The sequence below is a fragment of the Gibbsiella dentisursi genome (assembly GCF_039539505.1).
Lineage (GTDB): Bacteria > Pseudomonadota > Gammaproteobacteria > Enterobacterales > Enterobacteriaceae > Gibbsiella > Gibbsiella quercinecans.
Window position 1 is genome coordinate 101,218 of record NZ_BAABDG010000003.1, and the last position, 14,580, is coordinate 115,797.

Sequence of the window (14,580 nt, forward strand, 5' to 3'; positions counted from 1 at the left end):
TATTTACCTGCACGCAGCTAAAACCCATAATTCATTGATTTAATTTAACTATTATGGGTTAAGTAACGGCTAAAAACAGCCCAGCCGCCGGCTGTTCCCTACGGGTTCAGGATGGCCTTCACCTCGGCAGGCGTTAGCGCAAGCCCAAAAAACTCATGGTAGAAACGCCAGGTTTCCTGCGCCATATCGATATCGGCGAAACGCGCGGGATACAGGGTTTTCGCCAGCCAAAGGAATTGCAACGCCTCCTCGCTGCTTTCCCGGCACCACCAGAACATTCCCCGGGGGTTGACGTAGACACGGTGATTTTTGATCGCATTGATCCCTTGCCACTGCGGGGAATGCCGCATGATCTCCGCGTCCCTCTTGTTCATCACCACAATCACATCCGGGTTGGCCTGCGCGATGGTTTCCATCGGCACCTCGCCCGAACTGTTCGGCTTGCCGCGGAACCAGTTTTCCGCCACGTTTTGCGCGCCGGCCAGATCCATCCAGTCCTGGTTCAGCGAAGGCCGGCCGGTAGTGATAAGCGCGCTTCCCATGCTGTGATAGAGCGTCACCTTTTCACTTGCCGGCAGCCCCTGCAAACGCTGGCGCACCCGCTGCACGTTGTCGGCAAAGTATTGTTGATACTTCACCGCCTTGGCCTGCGCGTCAGGCCCGAGCACCTTGCCGGTTGCCAGCACCCGTTCGACCAACGCCTGCATTGAATTGGCCTTAAACGCCAGCACCTTCACCCCGGCGGCCGCCAGCCTCTCTTTTTGCGGCAGTTGCATGTTTTCCGGCACGAACAGCAGCTCCGTGCGCAACCCGATAATCTGTTCCGGGTTGATCTCGTGGTTGCTCATACTGATAGCCGGCACATCCACAATGCCCGGCAACGCCTGCCTGAATAGCGGGATTTTCTGGGCAATAAGCGAGGTGCCGACGATATTCGGCCCATACCCCAGCATGGCGATAATGGTATTTTGCGCCGGCCACGGCGAAGCAATGCGAACCGCGCCGGCCGGCAGTTCGGCGCCCGGCTGGGCCAGGCCGCATACCGGTGCCAGTAATACACCGGCTGCCAACAGGGCGGCACGGCAACGGTGAAGAAAAGTGATAGGCATAGCTTTCAGCCACCCCTGCCCCCGCAAACGGCGGCAGGTAGTGTTCCTTATTATGGTGATTGGTTAAAAATCAAAAGTGACGGAAGCCCGAACTTCGCGGCCGTTGCCGAGGAATGCGCTGGCGGAACTGCCGCTGCCGTCGGTATCCCCAGGGAAGATAGAAGCCCAGTAGTGCTCGTTGGTGACGTTCTTCACCCCGACCCGCCAGGTAGCCGGCACGTTCGAGATTTTGTGGCTGTAGCGCACGCCGAGATCCAGCGTGGTATAGCTGTCTGCCCAGGTGGTATTGGTGTCGTTGGCCGCACGTTTGCCGGTGTAATGCACGTTAGCGGTGTAGACCAGCTCCGGCATTGAAGGCAGGCCGTATTCCACCAGCAGGTTGCCCTGAACTTTCGGCACCCCGACCACCCGTTTGTTGCTGGTGCTGGCCGATACGGTGTCTTTCAGCTTCGGATCAAGCAGCGTGATGCCGCTGTAGATATTCAGCCCCGGATAAACTTCGCCGCTGGCCGTCAGCTCCAGGCCGTTATTCACCTGCTCGCCCTGCTCCTTGTAGACCATATCGTCAGGATCGACAAAGGCGAAGGGGCGTTTCAGGCGGAACACCGCCGTGCCTAAATTCATGCCGCCGACGTTGGCCTTCAGCCCCGCTTCCAGTTGTTTGCTGCGATAGGGGTTAAGCGTCTGGCCTTCGTTTTTCACCCCCTGGTCGGTCGGCGCGGTGCCGCCCTGCTCCAGGGAATCGGCATAGCTGATATAGGCCATCACCGCCGGGGTGATTTTGTACATCAACGCCGCCGTCGGGCTCAGGCCATTTTGATTCCCCTGGCTCTTCTTGCTGCCGGAACTGTTGTAGCTGCGCGTTTCCAGCCAGCTTTGGCTAAGGTAAAACATCGCCGACCACCGAGGGGTAAAGGTGATGGTATCGCCCACGGTAATGCTCTGCTGGCTGCTCTCATTGTTTTTGTAACGCGCACCGTGCTTGCGGATTGTGCCATCGGAAGGCTCTTCCAGCGCTGACGGGGCGTAAATATTCGAGGTGCCCAGATCATGGCGCGTACTGCTTTCTTTAGCGGTGTAGTTCGACCATTTATACCCGGTGGTGGCAAAGGCCAGATCGTGCCCGATGCTGCCGGTATCAGCGTGGCCGTTTAAGGTTATGGTGTTGCTCAACACCCTAAAGCGCCCGGCCGCCGCCGAATCACTGAGCGAACGGCTGATATCGCCCTGGTTATTGGTGATGGTGCTGCCGACCGAACGCATGGCGCGGTCAGCCTGCTGGTAGCCCACGCCGGCGGTCATATACCAGTCGGGCGAGAAGTAATGGATCAGGCGCGTGCTGGCGGTGGTGGTGGTGAGATCCATCCCGGCGCTGCTTAGAGTAAACGCTTTTTGTTTGGCATCCGGCGCTTTCGGCAGATCGATCCCTTTGCCGTAGCTAAAACTCCCGACGTAGCCTTTCTGCACGAATTCGTACCGGCTGGCATTGAGCTCCAGCTTGGTGCCCGGCTGAATATTCCAGTCCAGCGCGATGGCGACCAGTTTGCGGCGCAGCGTACTGTCATCCACGTTGCCTTCGCCTTCTTCATTCAGCACATTCAGGCGATAGCCAAATTTTTTCTCCTCGTCGAAGTGGCCGCCCAGATCGGCATGGCCGGAAATGGCGCTGCGGCTTTGATAACCCAGAGTAACCCGGTTTAACGGCTGATCCGTGGGGCGTTTCTGCACAAAGTTAAATTGCCCGGCGGGGCTGGCGGGGCCGTATAGCGCACCGGTCAGGCTGTTGAGAATATCCAGCCGCTCCAGCATTTCTACGGGGAAGGCGGTGGTGGAAACAATATTCAGCCCATCCATACGGCTATTAGCAACCACGCTGCCTTGCATGCCGCGGCTTTGCGGCCGGCCGACATCCATGCCCCCACGCGCCTGCATCTGGGTGCTGGGCGCATATTTCAGCATTTCGCTCACGCTTTTCGCCTGCTGGTTATCGATCATATTCCGGGTAACGGTATTGGTAGAATATGGCGTATCTACCCAGTCTTTATCCCCTATCGGCCCTAAATTAATATCCTGCGTGACAAAGCCCGCCCCGGCGGCGGCGTCTTCCGTTGAAGGCTGTGCCGTGTCTTTGGCGGTTACCACCATCAGTTCTTCCTGGTTCGCACTGCCGGCAGCCGCTTTCTGATCGGCATTTTTTTTAGCGGTTTCAGCCAGTGCTAAAGGCGATAGCAAACTGGCCAGCGCACATAATAAAAGTGCCTTCCTTTGATTATTATTCATATTCCACCCAGCGTTGTATAAAATTTTATACTACGTTTGGCAAACGCTTATTTTAATGATCGCGATCATGCTTTTTTTATCCATAAATTATTATTCAAACCGGCAGGTAAATTAATTTATCGCTATTATCCAATGGCCGTAAAATTAAATAACCACAAAGTAGTATTTATATAATCAATATAAAGAAGACCAGTTTCATTATATATAACGCTATTTATTTACCCGAAGCCGTAATCTCTATTTCACGCGCAGATGAAAGCCTGTGTTACAGTAATCGCAGATCAATAAACGGGGTGGAATCAAGATGGAGCGCTTGAGCTGCGATCGCATGTTTGTCGCGATCTATGAACTCGGCAGTTTTGCCAAAGCCGCGGAGCGGATGAATACCAGCGCCGCCCAGGCCTCGCGGCTGGTTAGCCGCCTGGAAACCTATCTTGGCGTGCAATTATTCAAACGCACCACCCGCGCGTTGGCGCCAACCGACGTGGGCAAAGCCTATTATGAGCGCATCAAGCTGCTGCTGGAGGAATTGGATACGCTGGATATTGCGATCCGCAACGAAGCGGCGATGCCCTCTGGCCGCCTGCGCCTTTCCGCCCCCATTTCGTTCGGCTCGGCGCAATTAACCCTGGCGCTGACCGAGTTTGCCAGCCTGTACCCGGATATCCACCTGGATGTGAATTTCGCCGATCGCTTAGTGCATTTGGTCGATGAGGGTTACGATCTGGCAATACGCATCGGCAATCTGGCCGACAGCAGCATGATCGCTCGCAGGCTGTGCGATGCGCGCATCGTTTACCTGGCTTCCCCGGCCTATCTGGCCCGCTGCGGGGTGCCGCAAACCCCGCAGGCTCTGCTGGAGCACAGTTGCATTATCGATACCAACTTCCACGATCCCTTTAGCTGGAAATTCACCCTGGCGGGCAAAGAGCAAACGGTGACCATTCCCGGCCGCCTGCACTTTTCCAACGCCGAAGCCTGCCTGGTCGCAGCCAAACAGGGGCTGGGCATCACCCGTATTCCCAGCTTTATCGCCGGCCCCAGCCTGCAACGTGGTGAAGTGGCCGCCGTGTTGCAAACCATGGAATCGCCTGCGCTCGGTATTTATGCCGTTTACCCGGCGGCCCGTTCGTTGGCCGGCACGGTGCGTGCGCTGATCAACTTTCTGGTTGAACATTACCGTGGGGAGCCGGCATGGGACCAAGGCTGGCTGCCATTATTGCCAAAAACGTAATAATAAATCTCATTTTGGCGGATTAATGCGGATACAGGAAAGAGAGTATCTTGTTGCCTACAGCAATGACGTTAATTTGAGGATACCAACATGATCGATAACAAAACCGCCCCGTATGCCGCCCTGCTGCTGCGTGTAGCATTAAGCATTCTGTTTTTTGCCCACGCCGGGATGAAAATTTTTGTCTTTACGCCAAGCGGCACCGCGGCTTTCTTTGGTTCCATCGGCCTGCCGGGCTGGCTGGCTTACGTGACCATTTTGTGGGAACTGTTTACCGCCGTAACGCTGCTGCTTGGCATCTGGAGCCGCATTACCGCGCTGCTTTCGATCCCGATCCTACTGGGGGCGATTTTCAGCGTGCACATTCACGCAGGGTTCTTCTTCAATAACCCGAACGGCGGTTGGGAATTCCCGGCGCTGTGGATTGTCGGCCTGATTTCCCTGGCACTGATCGGCGACGGCCCTTATGCTCTGAAACCAAGCTGCAAACGCAAATAACCCACGCAGGCACTCTGCAATCGCCAGGGTGCCACCGCATAGCCCACAGCGGCCCAGGCAGGAGGAAACCATGTTAGTTGACGGTAAATGGATGGCGGACTGGCACCCGGTGCAGGCTTCAGATAAGCAAGGGCGCTTTCTGCGCCAGCAATCAAGCTTTCGCCACTGGGTCACGCCCGATGGCAGCGCTGGCCCAACCGGCGATGCCGGCTTCCAGGCGGAGCCGGGCCGTTATCATCTGTATGTGGCGCTGATCTGCCCCTGGGCCAGCCGCACCCTGATGGCGCGGAAACTGAAAAGGCTGGAACAGGCGATCGCCGTTTCGGTGGTGGAGCCTTATCTGGGCGATCAGGGCTGGCGCTTCGGCGACTACCCGGGCGCCACTCGCGATACCCTGAACGGCACCGATTATATTCACGAACTCTATACCCGCGCGGACGCCCACTATACCGGCCGGGCCACGGTGCCGGTGCTGTGGGATAAAAAGCGCCAAACCATCGTCAATAATGAATCGGCCGATATCTTGCGCATGTTGGACAGCGGGTTTGGCCCGCTGGCCAGCGATGACTACTCGCTTTACCCGGCAGCGTTGGCGCCGGAAATTGACGCACTGAATGCGCGCATTTACCCGCAGTTGAACAATGGCGTCTATCGCGCGGGCTTTGCGACGACCCAGGCGGCATACGAGGAAGCGGCCAACGGCGTATTCGCCATGCTGGACGAACTGGAAGCACGGCTGGCGCAGGCCGGCCCCTGGCTGTTGCGCACACAGTTTACCGAGGCGGATATTCGCCTGTTCGTCACTCTGGTGCGCTTCGACGTGGCCTATCACGGCCTGTTTAAATGCAACCTGCGCCAACTCAAAGACTACCCTGCGCTGCATCGCTATATGATGGCGATACTGGCTATCCCCGGCGTCAAAGAGACGGTCAATATTGATCACATCAAGCAGGGGTATTATTCCATCAAGGCGCTGAACCCGAATGGCATCGTGCCCATCGGGCCGATGTTGGCTGAATAACGGCAACGAGGAAAACTGATGACCCCATCATTGATAATCTTTTTGCACGGCGTTGGCAGCCGGGGCGATGATTTTACGCAACTGGCGCAGATCTGGCAGCAACGCTGGCCCAATGCCCGCTTCGCCATGCCCAATGCGCCGTGGCCGTTCAATTACGGCGGCGGCTACCAATGGTTTAGCGTCGACGGTGTGACCGAAAACAACCGCCTGGAGCGCATCGTGGCTGCCCGCGCGGCATTCGACCAGACCATTGCCCAGATCATGGCGCAGCACGGCCTGGCCGATCGCCCCCAGCAGGTGGTGTTGATGGGCTTTTCCCAGGGATCGATTATGGCGCTGGATACCGTCGCTTCCGGCCGTAGCCGCTACGGGGCCATCGTGGCCTTTTCCGGCCGGCTGGTGCCGCCTGCCGCCGCCCAGTTCGCCTTGGATACGCCGGTCGCGTTGATCCATGGCGACGCCGACAACGTGATCCCGTGGCAGGAAAGCGAACGGGCGCAGCACGCACTGCAACAGGCAGGCGTTGATAGCGAACTGCACGTGCTGCCGGGGCTTGGTCATAGCCTGTCCGCCACTGGCGTTAGCCTGGCGGAAACGTTTATTGCTCGCGTTGGCCACTGACGGCGCATTAACCCGCCAAATAGCGGGCGATGCGCGTTTTTTACGAGTAGCAAGAGGCTTCGCCGGGCGGGCGGGTTTTGAAGCGGCGATGTAGCCAAAGATATTGCTCCGGCGCTTTCATAATTTCCTGCTCGATAACGCGGTTCACATAGTTTGCCGCCGCCAGATTATCGTCATACGGGTAATGATGCAGTTCCGGTGAGATATTGAGCTGATACCCAGAGCCGTCGGGGTTACGCACCACCACGGCGCTGATCAACGCCGGTTTTGCCAGCCTGGCGATGGTGAACGTCCCATTGCTGGTGGCTGCTTGCTTAACGGCAAAAAACGGCACGAACACGCTGCCTTTCGGCCCGTTGTCATGATCGGGGGCAAACCAGACAACGCCGTCGTTGCGCAAAATATGCACCATGCCAATCAGGTTTTTACGGTCAACCAACGTATTGCCGGAACGCTCACGCCCCCATTTCTGCATGATTTCCAGCACCGCGTTATTATGCGGCCGGTACATGACTGTCATTGGCCGGCAATGCCCAAGCAGCCTGAAATGCAGCTCCAGCGTCATAAAGTGCACGCCGATGACGATCACGCCACGCTGGCAAGCGCTGGCGGCCGCCAAATTCTCTGCCCCCGTCACGCTGAACCACTTTTTGATGCGCCGATCGGACCAGAACCAGGCCATCCCGGTTTCCATCAGCGCGATACCCAGTGAAGAAAAATTATCTATCAGCAGCGTTTCCAACTCGCTGGCGGAACGATGGGGGAAGCTTAATGCCAGATTGCGTTTGGCAATGGCGACGCGGCGCTTCATAAAGCGCATGGAAAGGCGCCCCAGGCGGCAGCCTAACGCCAACAAAAATGCATAAGGTAACTGAACCAGTAAGAAGAGAACCGCCAGCCCAAACCACAGGCTCCAATAGCGGGGATGGAAATGACACAACTGCAGAGCAGGCCATCGAGCCATAATTATTTATCTCTGTGATGGATAATTCCCAATATGAACACAGGTTCCGCCCATAGCCGCTGTATTTGGCTATTCAGGCCGGTTTATAACACCAGAGCATGGCTTTATTCTGTGATTCACCGCCAGAACAAAACCGTTTTGCAGGCGAAAATTTGTGCAGTTTTACCTCGCACAGTGTGACACACTTCCCTGCATATTTATGTTACATCGCCCTTTTTCGGCAGAAATATTTATTCCTGCCGGCCGTGTTGGCTAATACCCCCCTCAGCTTATCTTTCAGCCCAATGCCGCGCACGGAAAACCCCGCCAAACGCCGCGGCGAAAGCGGGTGAAATTACACCGTTTTTCATTGACAGAAGATAGCGATCCTAAGATCATCCGAGGCATTTATCAGCCAACCCGAGACAGATGCCATTTACGGTCATCCTTACACGCCTCTCGGCCCACACCATGGCATGCGGATACGGCAGCAAACCGCCATATCGCTTCACGTTTACCCACCAGTCAGAGCGATCATTATGTTCCATAAGCTGTTGCCACGGATTGATCTCCGCTATCTCATCACCTGCCTGGTGATTGCCAGCATTCTCATCACAGCACTGAACATACTGCTGGCGGCATTTCACGTGCAGCGCGAGGTGATGTTTAACAACACGCAGGAATCAAACCGCGTGGCGGCAATAAAGCTGGCTAATACCACCGAACTGTTCTTGCAAAACGCCTTCGCACAGCTTAGCTGGAGCGCCAAGGTACTCGGCAACGACTTTAATAATGATGCGCTGCTCGAAAGCGAAGTCCGCCGGCTACACGGGCAAACCAGCAGTTTCAATTCGGTATTGGTGCTGAATAACTACAGGTTGGTTCGCACCATTGCGCCGGAAAATTTGAATGCCAAGGGAAGAGTGGCGACCAACGATGCGCTGGATAAGGCGCTCCATTTAGACGCACCGGCAGTCAGCCCGCCGTTTGTCACCGCAAACCATAACTATGTGGTGCTGATCACCGCTCCAATAAAGAATAAGAATGGGGAACGGCTTGGCTTGGTTGGCGGCTCTATTTATCTTGAAAAGAACAGTATTTTGAACCTGCTGCTCGGCCAGCAATACTACCGCGACGGCACGCGCCTGCGCGTGATGGATGCCGACGGCAACGTATTGTATGACAACGATAAAAAGGGTGGGAAATTGGAACCGTGGTCCTCTGGCCTGTTTGACCACGAAACCAGCGGTTCAGCGTTGCTTGGCAGCACGACACAGGAGCAAACGCTGGCCGGCTTTGCGTTGATCCCCTCATCCGGCTGGACGGTGCTGGTGGATAAACCCGTGTCGACCACCCTGCATCCACTCACCGTTTTACAGCAGCGCGTGATTTGGAACGCCGCGCCCTGGGGCATCCTCACTACCATTCTGGCGCTAATCATCTCGCTGTTCCTGGCAAGACCATTATGGCAGCTTGCCGTGCAGGCCAGGCAAATGAACTCGCCGAAGACGATTGAAAATATCAGTATTATTCGCTCATGGTATTTCGAATCCCGCGAGATTAAACGCGCGCTGCTTGTCGGCCTGACGCTGCTGAACAAAAATATGAATGAGTTACGCCAAGAAACGCTGACCGATCCTATGACCGGTCTGTTGAACCGGCGGGGGCTGCAGTTCAAGCTGGAGCAGTGGCAGGTCATTAAGCAAGACTTCACCGCATTGGCGATAGATATTGACCATTTCAAACGGGTTAACGATACCTGGGGCCATGAAACCGGCGACGAAACCATCAAAAAGGTGGCGCAGTTGCTAACCCGCTATTGCCGCGCAGAGGATGTGGTGTTCCGCCTGGGTGGAGAAGAATTTCTGGTGCTGATGCCAAACGCCGATCCGGCTCAGGGGCATGATATCGCTGAGCGCCTGCGTGCCGGAATCGAAGCGAATAGCCTGATCGCCGGGCACACGGTCACCATCTCGGTTGGCGTGGCATTCAGCCAGGATAACGCCAACGCCGACGATGTGCTCAACTATGCCGATCAGGCGCTGTATCGTGCCAAAGCCGGCGGGCGCAACCGCGTGACCGTCTACAGTTGATTGCCGGCCATCTAAACGCCGCGTGAGAAAATGTGATAGCGCCCGCTGACTACGGGCCTAACAGCAAGGCCTGGATTTGCTTGGGTGAAACCGGTTTGGAAAAATAATAGCCTTGCGCCTCATCACAGCCGAATTCCTTGAGCATCAGCGCCGTTTCCTCATCTTCGACCCCTTCGGCAAGCACGATATAGTCCAGCTCTTTGAGCATCACGATGACATTTCTGACAATAATACGGCTGCCGGGATCCGTAGTGATCTGGCTGATTAACGAGCTGTCGAGCTTGATAATATCCAACGGTATACGGCGCAGATAGTTGATATTGCTATACCCGGCGCCGAAATCATCCAGCAAAATCCAGAAACCTATTTGCCTTAGCAGCCCCAGTTCATGCAGGGCGACGGTGCTTTCCAGCACCTTTTCCGTTTCCAGGCACTCAATGCGCAAATCGGCGGGGATAAGGCCGGCGGCATGCACCTGTTCTTCCAGCCGGTCGGCAAAGCCGGGTTGCGATAAATCGCTGACGTTCACGTTGATCGAAATAGGGATGCGAATGCCCATGGCGCGCCATTCTTTAAGTTGCGCCAGCGCCCTGGCGATAACCCATTTGGTAATATCGGCCATCACGCTGGTTTTCTCCGCCAACGCAATGATCGTTGCCGGGGAGATATTCCCCCTTGCCGGGTGCTGCCAACGCAACAGCGCTTCCACGCCTTCCATATGGCCGTCCGCCAGCGAGACTTTCGGCTGATAGACCAGGTAAATTTGCCCTTCGGATTCTATCGCCTCACCGAGATCGTACAGCAGCCTGAACTCATCGTTTCTTCTTTTATCCAGTTCAACATCAAAGGGTTGAACTGGCCGCATTTGCCTGATGGCTTCATGCAGGGCGCTGATCGCATGGCGAAAAACCTCATGTACCGAAGCCTGAACCGGTTTAAACGAAACATAGCCAGCATGGATATCAAGCGTGATATTCACGTCGGTGGTGATGTTTGCATCCGTTGACACCAGGGATGCCGCTTTTTGAATAAGCCGTTTGGCATTGCGCGATTTAACCAAAACCGCATACCGGCCGGTGGCAAAGGCGTATAACACCGTTTTTTTCCGCAGATTAAGCCGCAGGCGCAGCAATGAACTGAAGTCTTTCAACATGCGTTCTACCGCCGCAACCCCCAGATAACGGGAAAGCTCATAGGCTCTGGGCATATCAATACAGTCAAAGAGGATCAAACTGTAAGACGTATGCACCCCTTCTTCAGCCAGTTTTTCAATGTCCAGATGCAGTTGCCGCCGGTTCGGTAACTCGGTCAAGGCATCGATACGGCCAATCGAGTAACGGGACTCAAGATAAACGCTGGCCAGCGCAGCAATGCGCAGAAAGCTGGCGATATCGTCTTGCGACGGGTGATGCGGGCAGCGATCGACCACACAGAGCGAACCCAACACATAGCCATCCCGCGTTCGCAACGGCGCCGCCGCATAGAAGACAACGGAGCCATCGCGAGCCACGCGGTGGTTTTTGAACCGCTGATCGGCACGCGTATCTGGGCAGATAACGGGGCCGCCGGCCGCCAGCGCTTGCTGATACAAGGCTTCAGCCATCGGCTGCCGGCCAACAGAAAAAGGCACATTTTTTGCGAATTTGATGTTTTGATAGGCATTATCAAAAATCGTCACGAAATAGCCTGGCACGCCCATGACCTTGCTCGCCAGCCATGCAAACTCACCCAAAGCCCGATCGCGCACGTTGTCTTCGGCTTTAAGCAGCTCAAGCGTAGCCAGTTTTTTTTCTTCGTTTTTATTCAGGCCAGTAAACACGTTGATTTTTATCCAATTGCAGACGTTATGGCCAATCTGCGCTTATGAAAAAAAGAAGTCCATTCTAGTGTAATGGTTTTATGCCACTGTGCACGCTATCTGCAAAGATAAAGCACTGAGTGTTTGGCTAAAGCGCAGGGCCGCGCTTGAGAGTACGTTCGATATTTGGCCGCGGCGCGCTGCGGATAAAAGGCGGCACTTTTGCCGTGCCGCCGGGGGATTAAGCGGCGAATTCACCACTGGCGACCAGAAAATCGATCAGAGCGGTGAGCTTTCGCAGATCGTCAAAAGCGATGTTGTGGAATAACGCAATGCGCAACTGATTGCGGCCCAGCGCCCGGTAGCCATCAATGCCGTGAGCATAGCCCTGCGCGTCCAGATAAGCGATCAGTTTGCTCGCGGAGATCCGCGCGTCCACATCAATGGTGGCGACGGTGGTTGAGCGCAAGCCCGGCTCCGCCACATAGGCGCTAAGATATTCCCGCTCCTGCGCCCACTGATACAACAGTTCGGCTTTGCGCGCGGCCCGGCGCTGCACTTCCGCAAAGCCCAGCGCATTCATACGTTTCAACTGTTCTGCAAACAGGAACAGAGTGACTACCGCCGGTGTGTTATAGGTCTGTTGTTGCTCACTGTTGCTAAGCACTAACGTCCAGTCGGCAAATGCCGGGATATAGCGCGTGCTATCGCTGGCAATCTCCGCGATGCGCGCTTTGGCTTTCGGTGACAATATCGCCACGAATAATCCGCCTTCGCTGGCGAAAACCTTCTGCGGCGAAAAGAAAAACAGATCGACGCGGGAAAGATCGCAGGGAATTTGCCCGGCGCCGCTGGTGGCATCCACCGCCAGCAGGCAATCGTCCCCCACCTGCGGCAATGCGGTATTCATCACGCCCGTGGACGTTTCGTTCAGCGTCGTCGTCACCACGTCGGCACCGGCGGTAACAAACTCACTGAAACCCTGGCCGTACTCAACCCGCTGCGCTTCAGCGCTGATCCACGGGATGCGTTTGGACGCTTTAAACCACTTATCGGAAAATTCGCCGCAAACATGATGAACAATGCGGGATTTCACCATCCCCAGGCCAACCATGTCGAACAACGCCGTGGCGCCGCCGTTGCCAAGCACAATGCTGTAGTCTTCCGGAACGGACAACAGCTCCCGCAGCCCTTGTTGAATGCTGCCGCACAGCGCACGCACGGGTGCTTTACGGTGGCTAGTGCCGAGCAGATGCGGCCCAAAATCCTTAAGGGCGGACAAATCGTCCAGGTGGATCAACGATGGGCCGCAGCCAAAGCGGGGATCGCCCGGCAGTAGTTCTGCCGGTGGGGTTAGTTTCACAGAAATCTCCTTGGTTAAAACAGATGGCGAAACGCCAGCATCAAGATACGTCGTGGCAACAGAATATCACTAACGCCGGCGTCTTCCAGCGAATGCACATCATGTTCCGGTAAATTCGCCATAGCGGCTATATTCATGAGAGAACGAAGTAGTGTTATATTGTTTATCGATAAATAAATCGTCATCGGCATTATTTTCCACATAACTGACATAAAGCCCCTCTAATGTAATAAAAATATTCCGATTAACCGTTTTTTTGAAAATACAGAATATCCCTGAGTTATTATTTTTACTTAAACACGATAAAAATACGCCACAGCACAAGTATGCGCGCGGCAGAGATAACCATGATTTCCATATGGTTATCATCATCTTAAGTAACTCCGTATCAAACAATAAGAAACTACAACCAACCACAAAACCCAACAATTTTAACATTTTGCAATTTTTTGAAATAGTTATTGCACTAATGGTTCTTATTTGTATAATCATTCTCATTAACACGAGGCGCCTACCGATAAAAGAATGTCTCCGTGTTTGATCGTAACCATCCCATTAGCCTGTTGTCTGCGGCAGTTACTGCACCGCCGTAGAGACCTTGTCGAACGCAATATCAAGGGAAAGTTGTTGGCCAATAAGAAATGATTGGCCAGGCTTCATTGCGTTGGGAAGAGGAATCTTCGGGTAAATGCTTGCTTGCGACTGGGTAACATTGTTGCGTGTTCGACTGAGAGATATTCATTAACTTCCGATGATGAAAAACCCTAAATCCCCCCCTTCCCTATGGCGACACGCTGCATTCCTGCTGTTTTCAACGTTACTCCATTTGGGGCTGATCGCGATGATTCAATACGCGGCACGCTCGAAGCAGCCTGGCAAAGAATTGATGGGCAAAGCTGGCGATAGCCTCAATTTTACCTTGGTGCAAATGCAACACACAGCACCAGAAATTGGCCAGACGCCGCCGACACCGGCTCACACGCCACCACCGATCGATAAAATAGCGCTGCCCCTGGCGGACAAGCCGCGCATCATCGTGCCACAAAAACGCCCAGCAACGCCGATGGAAAGAAAGCCGACGACAGAACCGGTGAAAAAAACGGTTACAAAAGCGCCCCCGGTACAGAAACCTTCGCCTCAATTACACAGCAGCAAGCCACCGGTAGTTGGACATCAAACCGAGTTGTTAACCGCCAACACGTCGGGCGCATCTCTGCATGCTTCATCTGCGGCGTCCTCTGGACGGACGGCCACTTCGCCTGATGGCAACAATGGTCAGGCCAAACAGGGTGCCGGCAGCGCCAATGCGCAAAAATTAACGGCCTTAACCCGCCGGGTCAATTATCCATCACGCGCCCGTTCACTCGGCGTTGAGGGGCGTGTGCGTGTGCGGTTCGACGTTACTGCCAGCGGTACCGTGACCCATATTCGTATGTTAAGCGAAGAACCGGCCGGCGTATTTGCCGCATCGGTAGTAAAAGACATGGCACGCTGGCGTTATCGGGCACAGACCGCCATGGCGGATCAACACGTATCCATTGTGTTTAAGCTGGATGGCAATATCCGGCTGGAAAATTAAGTCATAAAAAAAACGTCTTTTTCAATACCGGGGATAGTTAG

General features: G+C 54.9%; 11 protein-coding genes. 6 read left to right on the plus strand and 5 right to left on the minus strand.

Features of this window, described 5'->3' with window-relative positions:
- Positions 1 to 98 precede the first annotated feature (98 nt).
- Positions 99 to 1,109, minus strand: coding sequence for an ABC transporter substrate-binding protein (locus ABFX35_RS11195; protein WP_346081067.1), 1,011 nt, complete (start codon positions 1,107 to 1,109; stop codon positions 99 to 101).
- A gap of 63 nt (positions 1,110 to 1,172) precedes the next feature.
- Complete coding sequence (locus tag ABFX35_RS11200) at positions 1,173 to 3,254, minus strand: TonB-dependent receptor (RefSeq protein WP_428832186.1); 2,082 nt, start codon at positions 3,252 to 3,254, stop codon at positions 1,173 to 1,175.
- 439 nt (positions 3,255 to 3,693) lie between these two features.
- On the opposite strand from ABFX35_RS11200, the gene ABFX35_RS11205 reads away from it, so the two are divergent.
- From ABFX35_RS11205 to ABFX35_RS11220, 4 genes are all read left to right on the plus strand, one after another.
- A complete protein-coding gene (locus ABFX35_RS11205) occupies positions 3,694 to 4,623 on the plus strand; it encodes a LysR family transcriptional regulator (RefSeq protein WP_346081071.1) in 930 nt (309 codons plus the stop codon).
- Positions 4,624 to 4,713: 90 nt separating this feature from the next.
- A complete protein-coding gene (locus ABFX35_RS11210; RefSeq protein ID WP_095847390.1) occupies positions 4,714 to 5,121 on the plus strand; it encodes a DoxX family protein in 408 nt (135 codons plus the stop codon).
- Positions 5,122 to 5,191: 70 nt separating this feature from the next.
- The gene (locus ABFX35_RS11215; protein WP_346081074.1) at positions 5,192 to 6,142 is read left to right on the plus strand and encodes a glutathione S-transferase family protein; all 951 of its coding nucleotides are present in this window, start codon (positions 5,192 to 5,194) and stop codon (positions 6,140 to 6,142) included.
- Between the two features lie 18 nt (positions 6,143 to 6,160).
- The gene (locus tag ABFX35_RS11220) at positions 6,161 to 6,763 is read left to right on the plus strand and encodes an alpha/beta hydrolase (RefSeq protein WP_346081075.1); all 603 of its coding nucleotides are present in this window, start codon (positions 6,161 to 6,163) and stop codon (positions 6,761 to 6,763) included.
- A gap of 40 nt (positions 6,764 to 6,803) precedes the next feature.
- Here ABFX35_RS11220 and lpxL read toward each other — a convergent pair whose 3' ends face one another.
- On the minus strand, positions 6,804 to 7,727 hold the full coding sequence (gene lpxL / locus ABFX35_RS11225) for an LpxL/LpxP family Kdo(2)-lipid IV(A) lauroyl/palmitoleoyl acyltransferase (protein ID WP_121525526.1): 924 nt from the start codon (positions 7,725 to 7,727) through the stop codon (positions 6,804 to 6,806).
- A gap of 518 nt (positions 7,728 to 8,245) precedes the next feature.
- On the opposite strand from lpxL, the gene ABFX35_RS11230 reads away from it, so the two are divergent.
- Entirely contained in the window at positions 8,246 to 9,799 is a 1,554-nt protein-coding gene (locus ABFX35_RS11230; RefSeq protein WP_346081077.1) for a sensor domain-containing diguanylate cyclase, read from the plus strand.
- A gap of 49 nt (positions 9,800 to 9,848) precedes the next feature.
- Here ABFX35_RS11230 and ABFX35_RS11235 read toward each other — a convergent pair whose 3' ends face one another.
- Together ABFX35_RS11235 and ABFX35_RS11240 are read right to left on the minus strand one after the other, a co-directional pair.
- Positions 9,849 to 11,618, minus strand: coding sequence for an EAL domain-containing protein (locus ABFX35_RS11235; protein WP_279025771.1), 1,770 nt, complete (start codon positions 11,616 to 11,618; stop codon positions 9,849 to 9,851).
- Between the two features lie 220 nt (positions 11,619 to 11,838).
- A complete protein-coding gene (locus ABFX35_RS11240; RefSeq protein ID WP_279025770.1) occupies positions 11,839 to 12,960 on the minus strand; it encodes an aminotransferase class V-fold PLP-dependent enzyme in 1,122 nt (373 codons plus the stop codon).
- A 751-nt stretch (positions 12,961 to 13,711) separates the two neighbouring features.
- Between ABFX35_RS11240 and ABFX35_RS11245 the strand changes: the two genes are divergently transcribed.
- On the plus strand, positions 13,712 to 14,539 hold the full coding sequence (locus ABFX35_RS11245; RefSeq protein WP_279025768.1) for a TonB family protein: 828 nt from the start codon (positions 13,712 to 13,714) through the stop codon (positions 14,537 to 14,539).
- The last annotated feature ends 41 nt before the right edge of the window (positions 14,540 to 14,580 follow it).

Excerpts from the sequence above, each read along its gene's own strand:
- ABFX35_RS11245 (WP_279025768.1), top strand. The coding sequence starts at position 13,712 with ATGATGAAAAACCCTAAATCCCCCCCTTCCCTATGGCGACACGCTGCA.
- ABFX35_RS11215 (WP_346081074.1), top strand. The coding sequence starts at position 5,192 with ATGTTAGTTGACGGTAAATGGATGGCGGACTGGCACCCGGTGCAGGCT.
- ABFX35_RS11220 (WP_346081075.1), top strand. The coding sequence starts at position 6,161 with ATGACCCCATCATTGATAATCTTTTTGCACGGCGTTGGCAGCCGGGGC.
- ABFX35_RS11200 (WP_428832186.1), bottom strand. The coding sequence starts at position 3,254 with ATGGTGGTAACCGCCAAAGACACGGCACAGCCTTCAACGGAAGACGCC.
- ABFX35_RS11205 (WP_346081071.1), top strand. The coding sequence starts at position 3,694 with ATGGAGCGCTTGAGCTGCGATCGCATGTTTGTCGCGATCTATGAACTC.
- ABFX35_RS11230 (WP_346081077.1), top strand. The coding sequence starts at position 8,246 with ATGTTCCATAAGCTGTTGCCACGGATTGATCTCCGCTATCTCATCACC.
- ABFX35_RS11210 (WP_095847390.1), top strand. The coding sequence starts at position 4,714 with ATGATCGATAACAAAACCGCCCCGTATGCCGCCCTGCTGCTGCGTGTA.
- ABFX35_RS11195 (WP_346081067.1), bottom strand. The coding sequence starts at position 1,109 with ATGCCTATCACTTTTCTTCACCGTTGCCGTGCCGCCCTGTTGGCAGCC.
- lpxL (WP_121525526.1), bottom strand. The coding sequence starts at position 7,727 with ATGGCTCGATGGCCTGCTCTGCAGTTGTGTCATTTCCATCCCCGCTAT.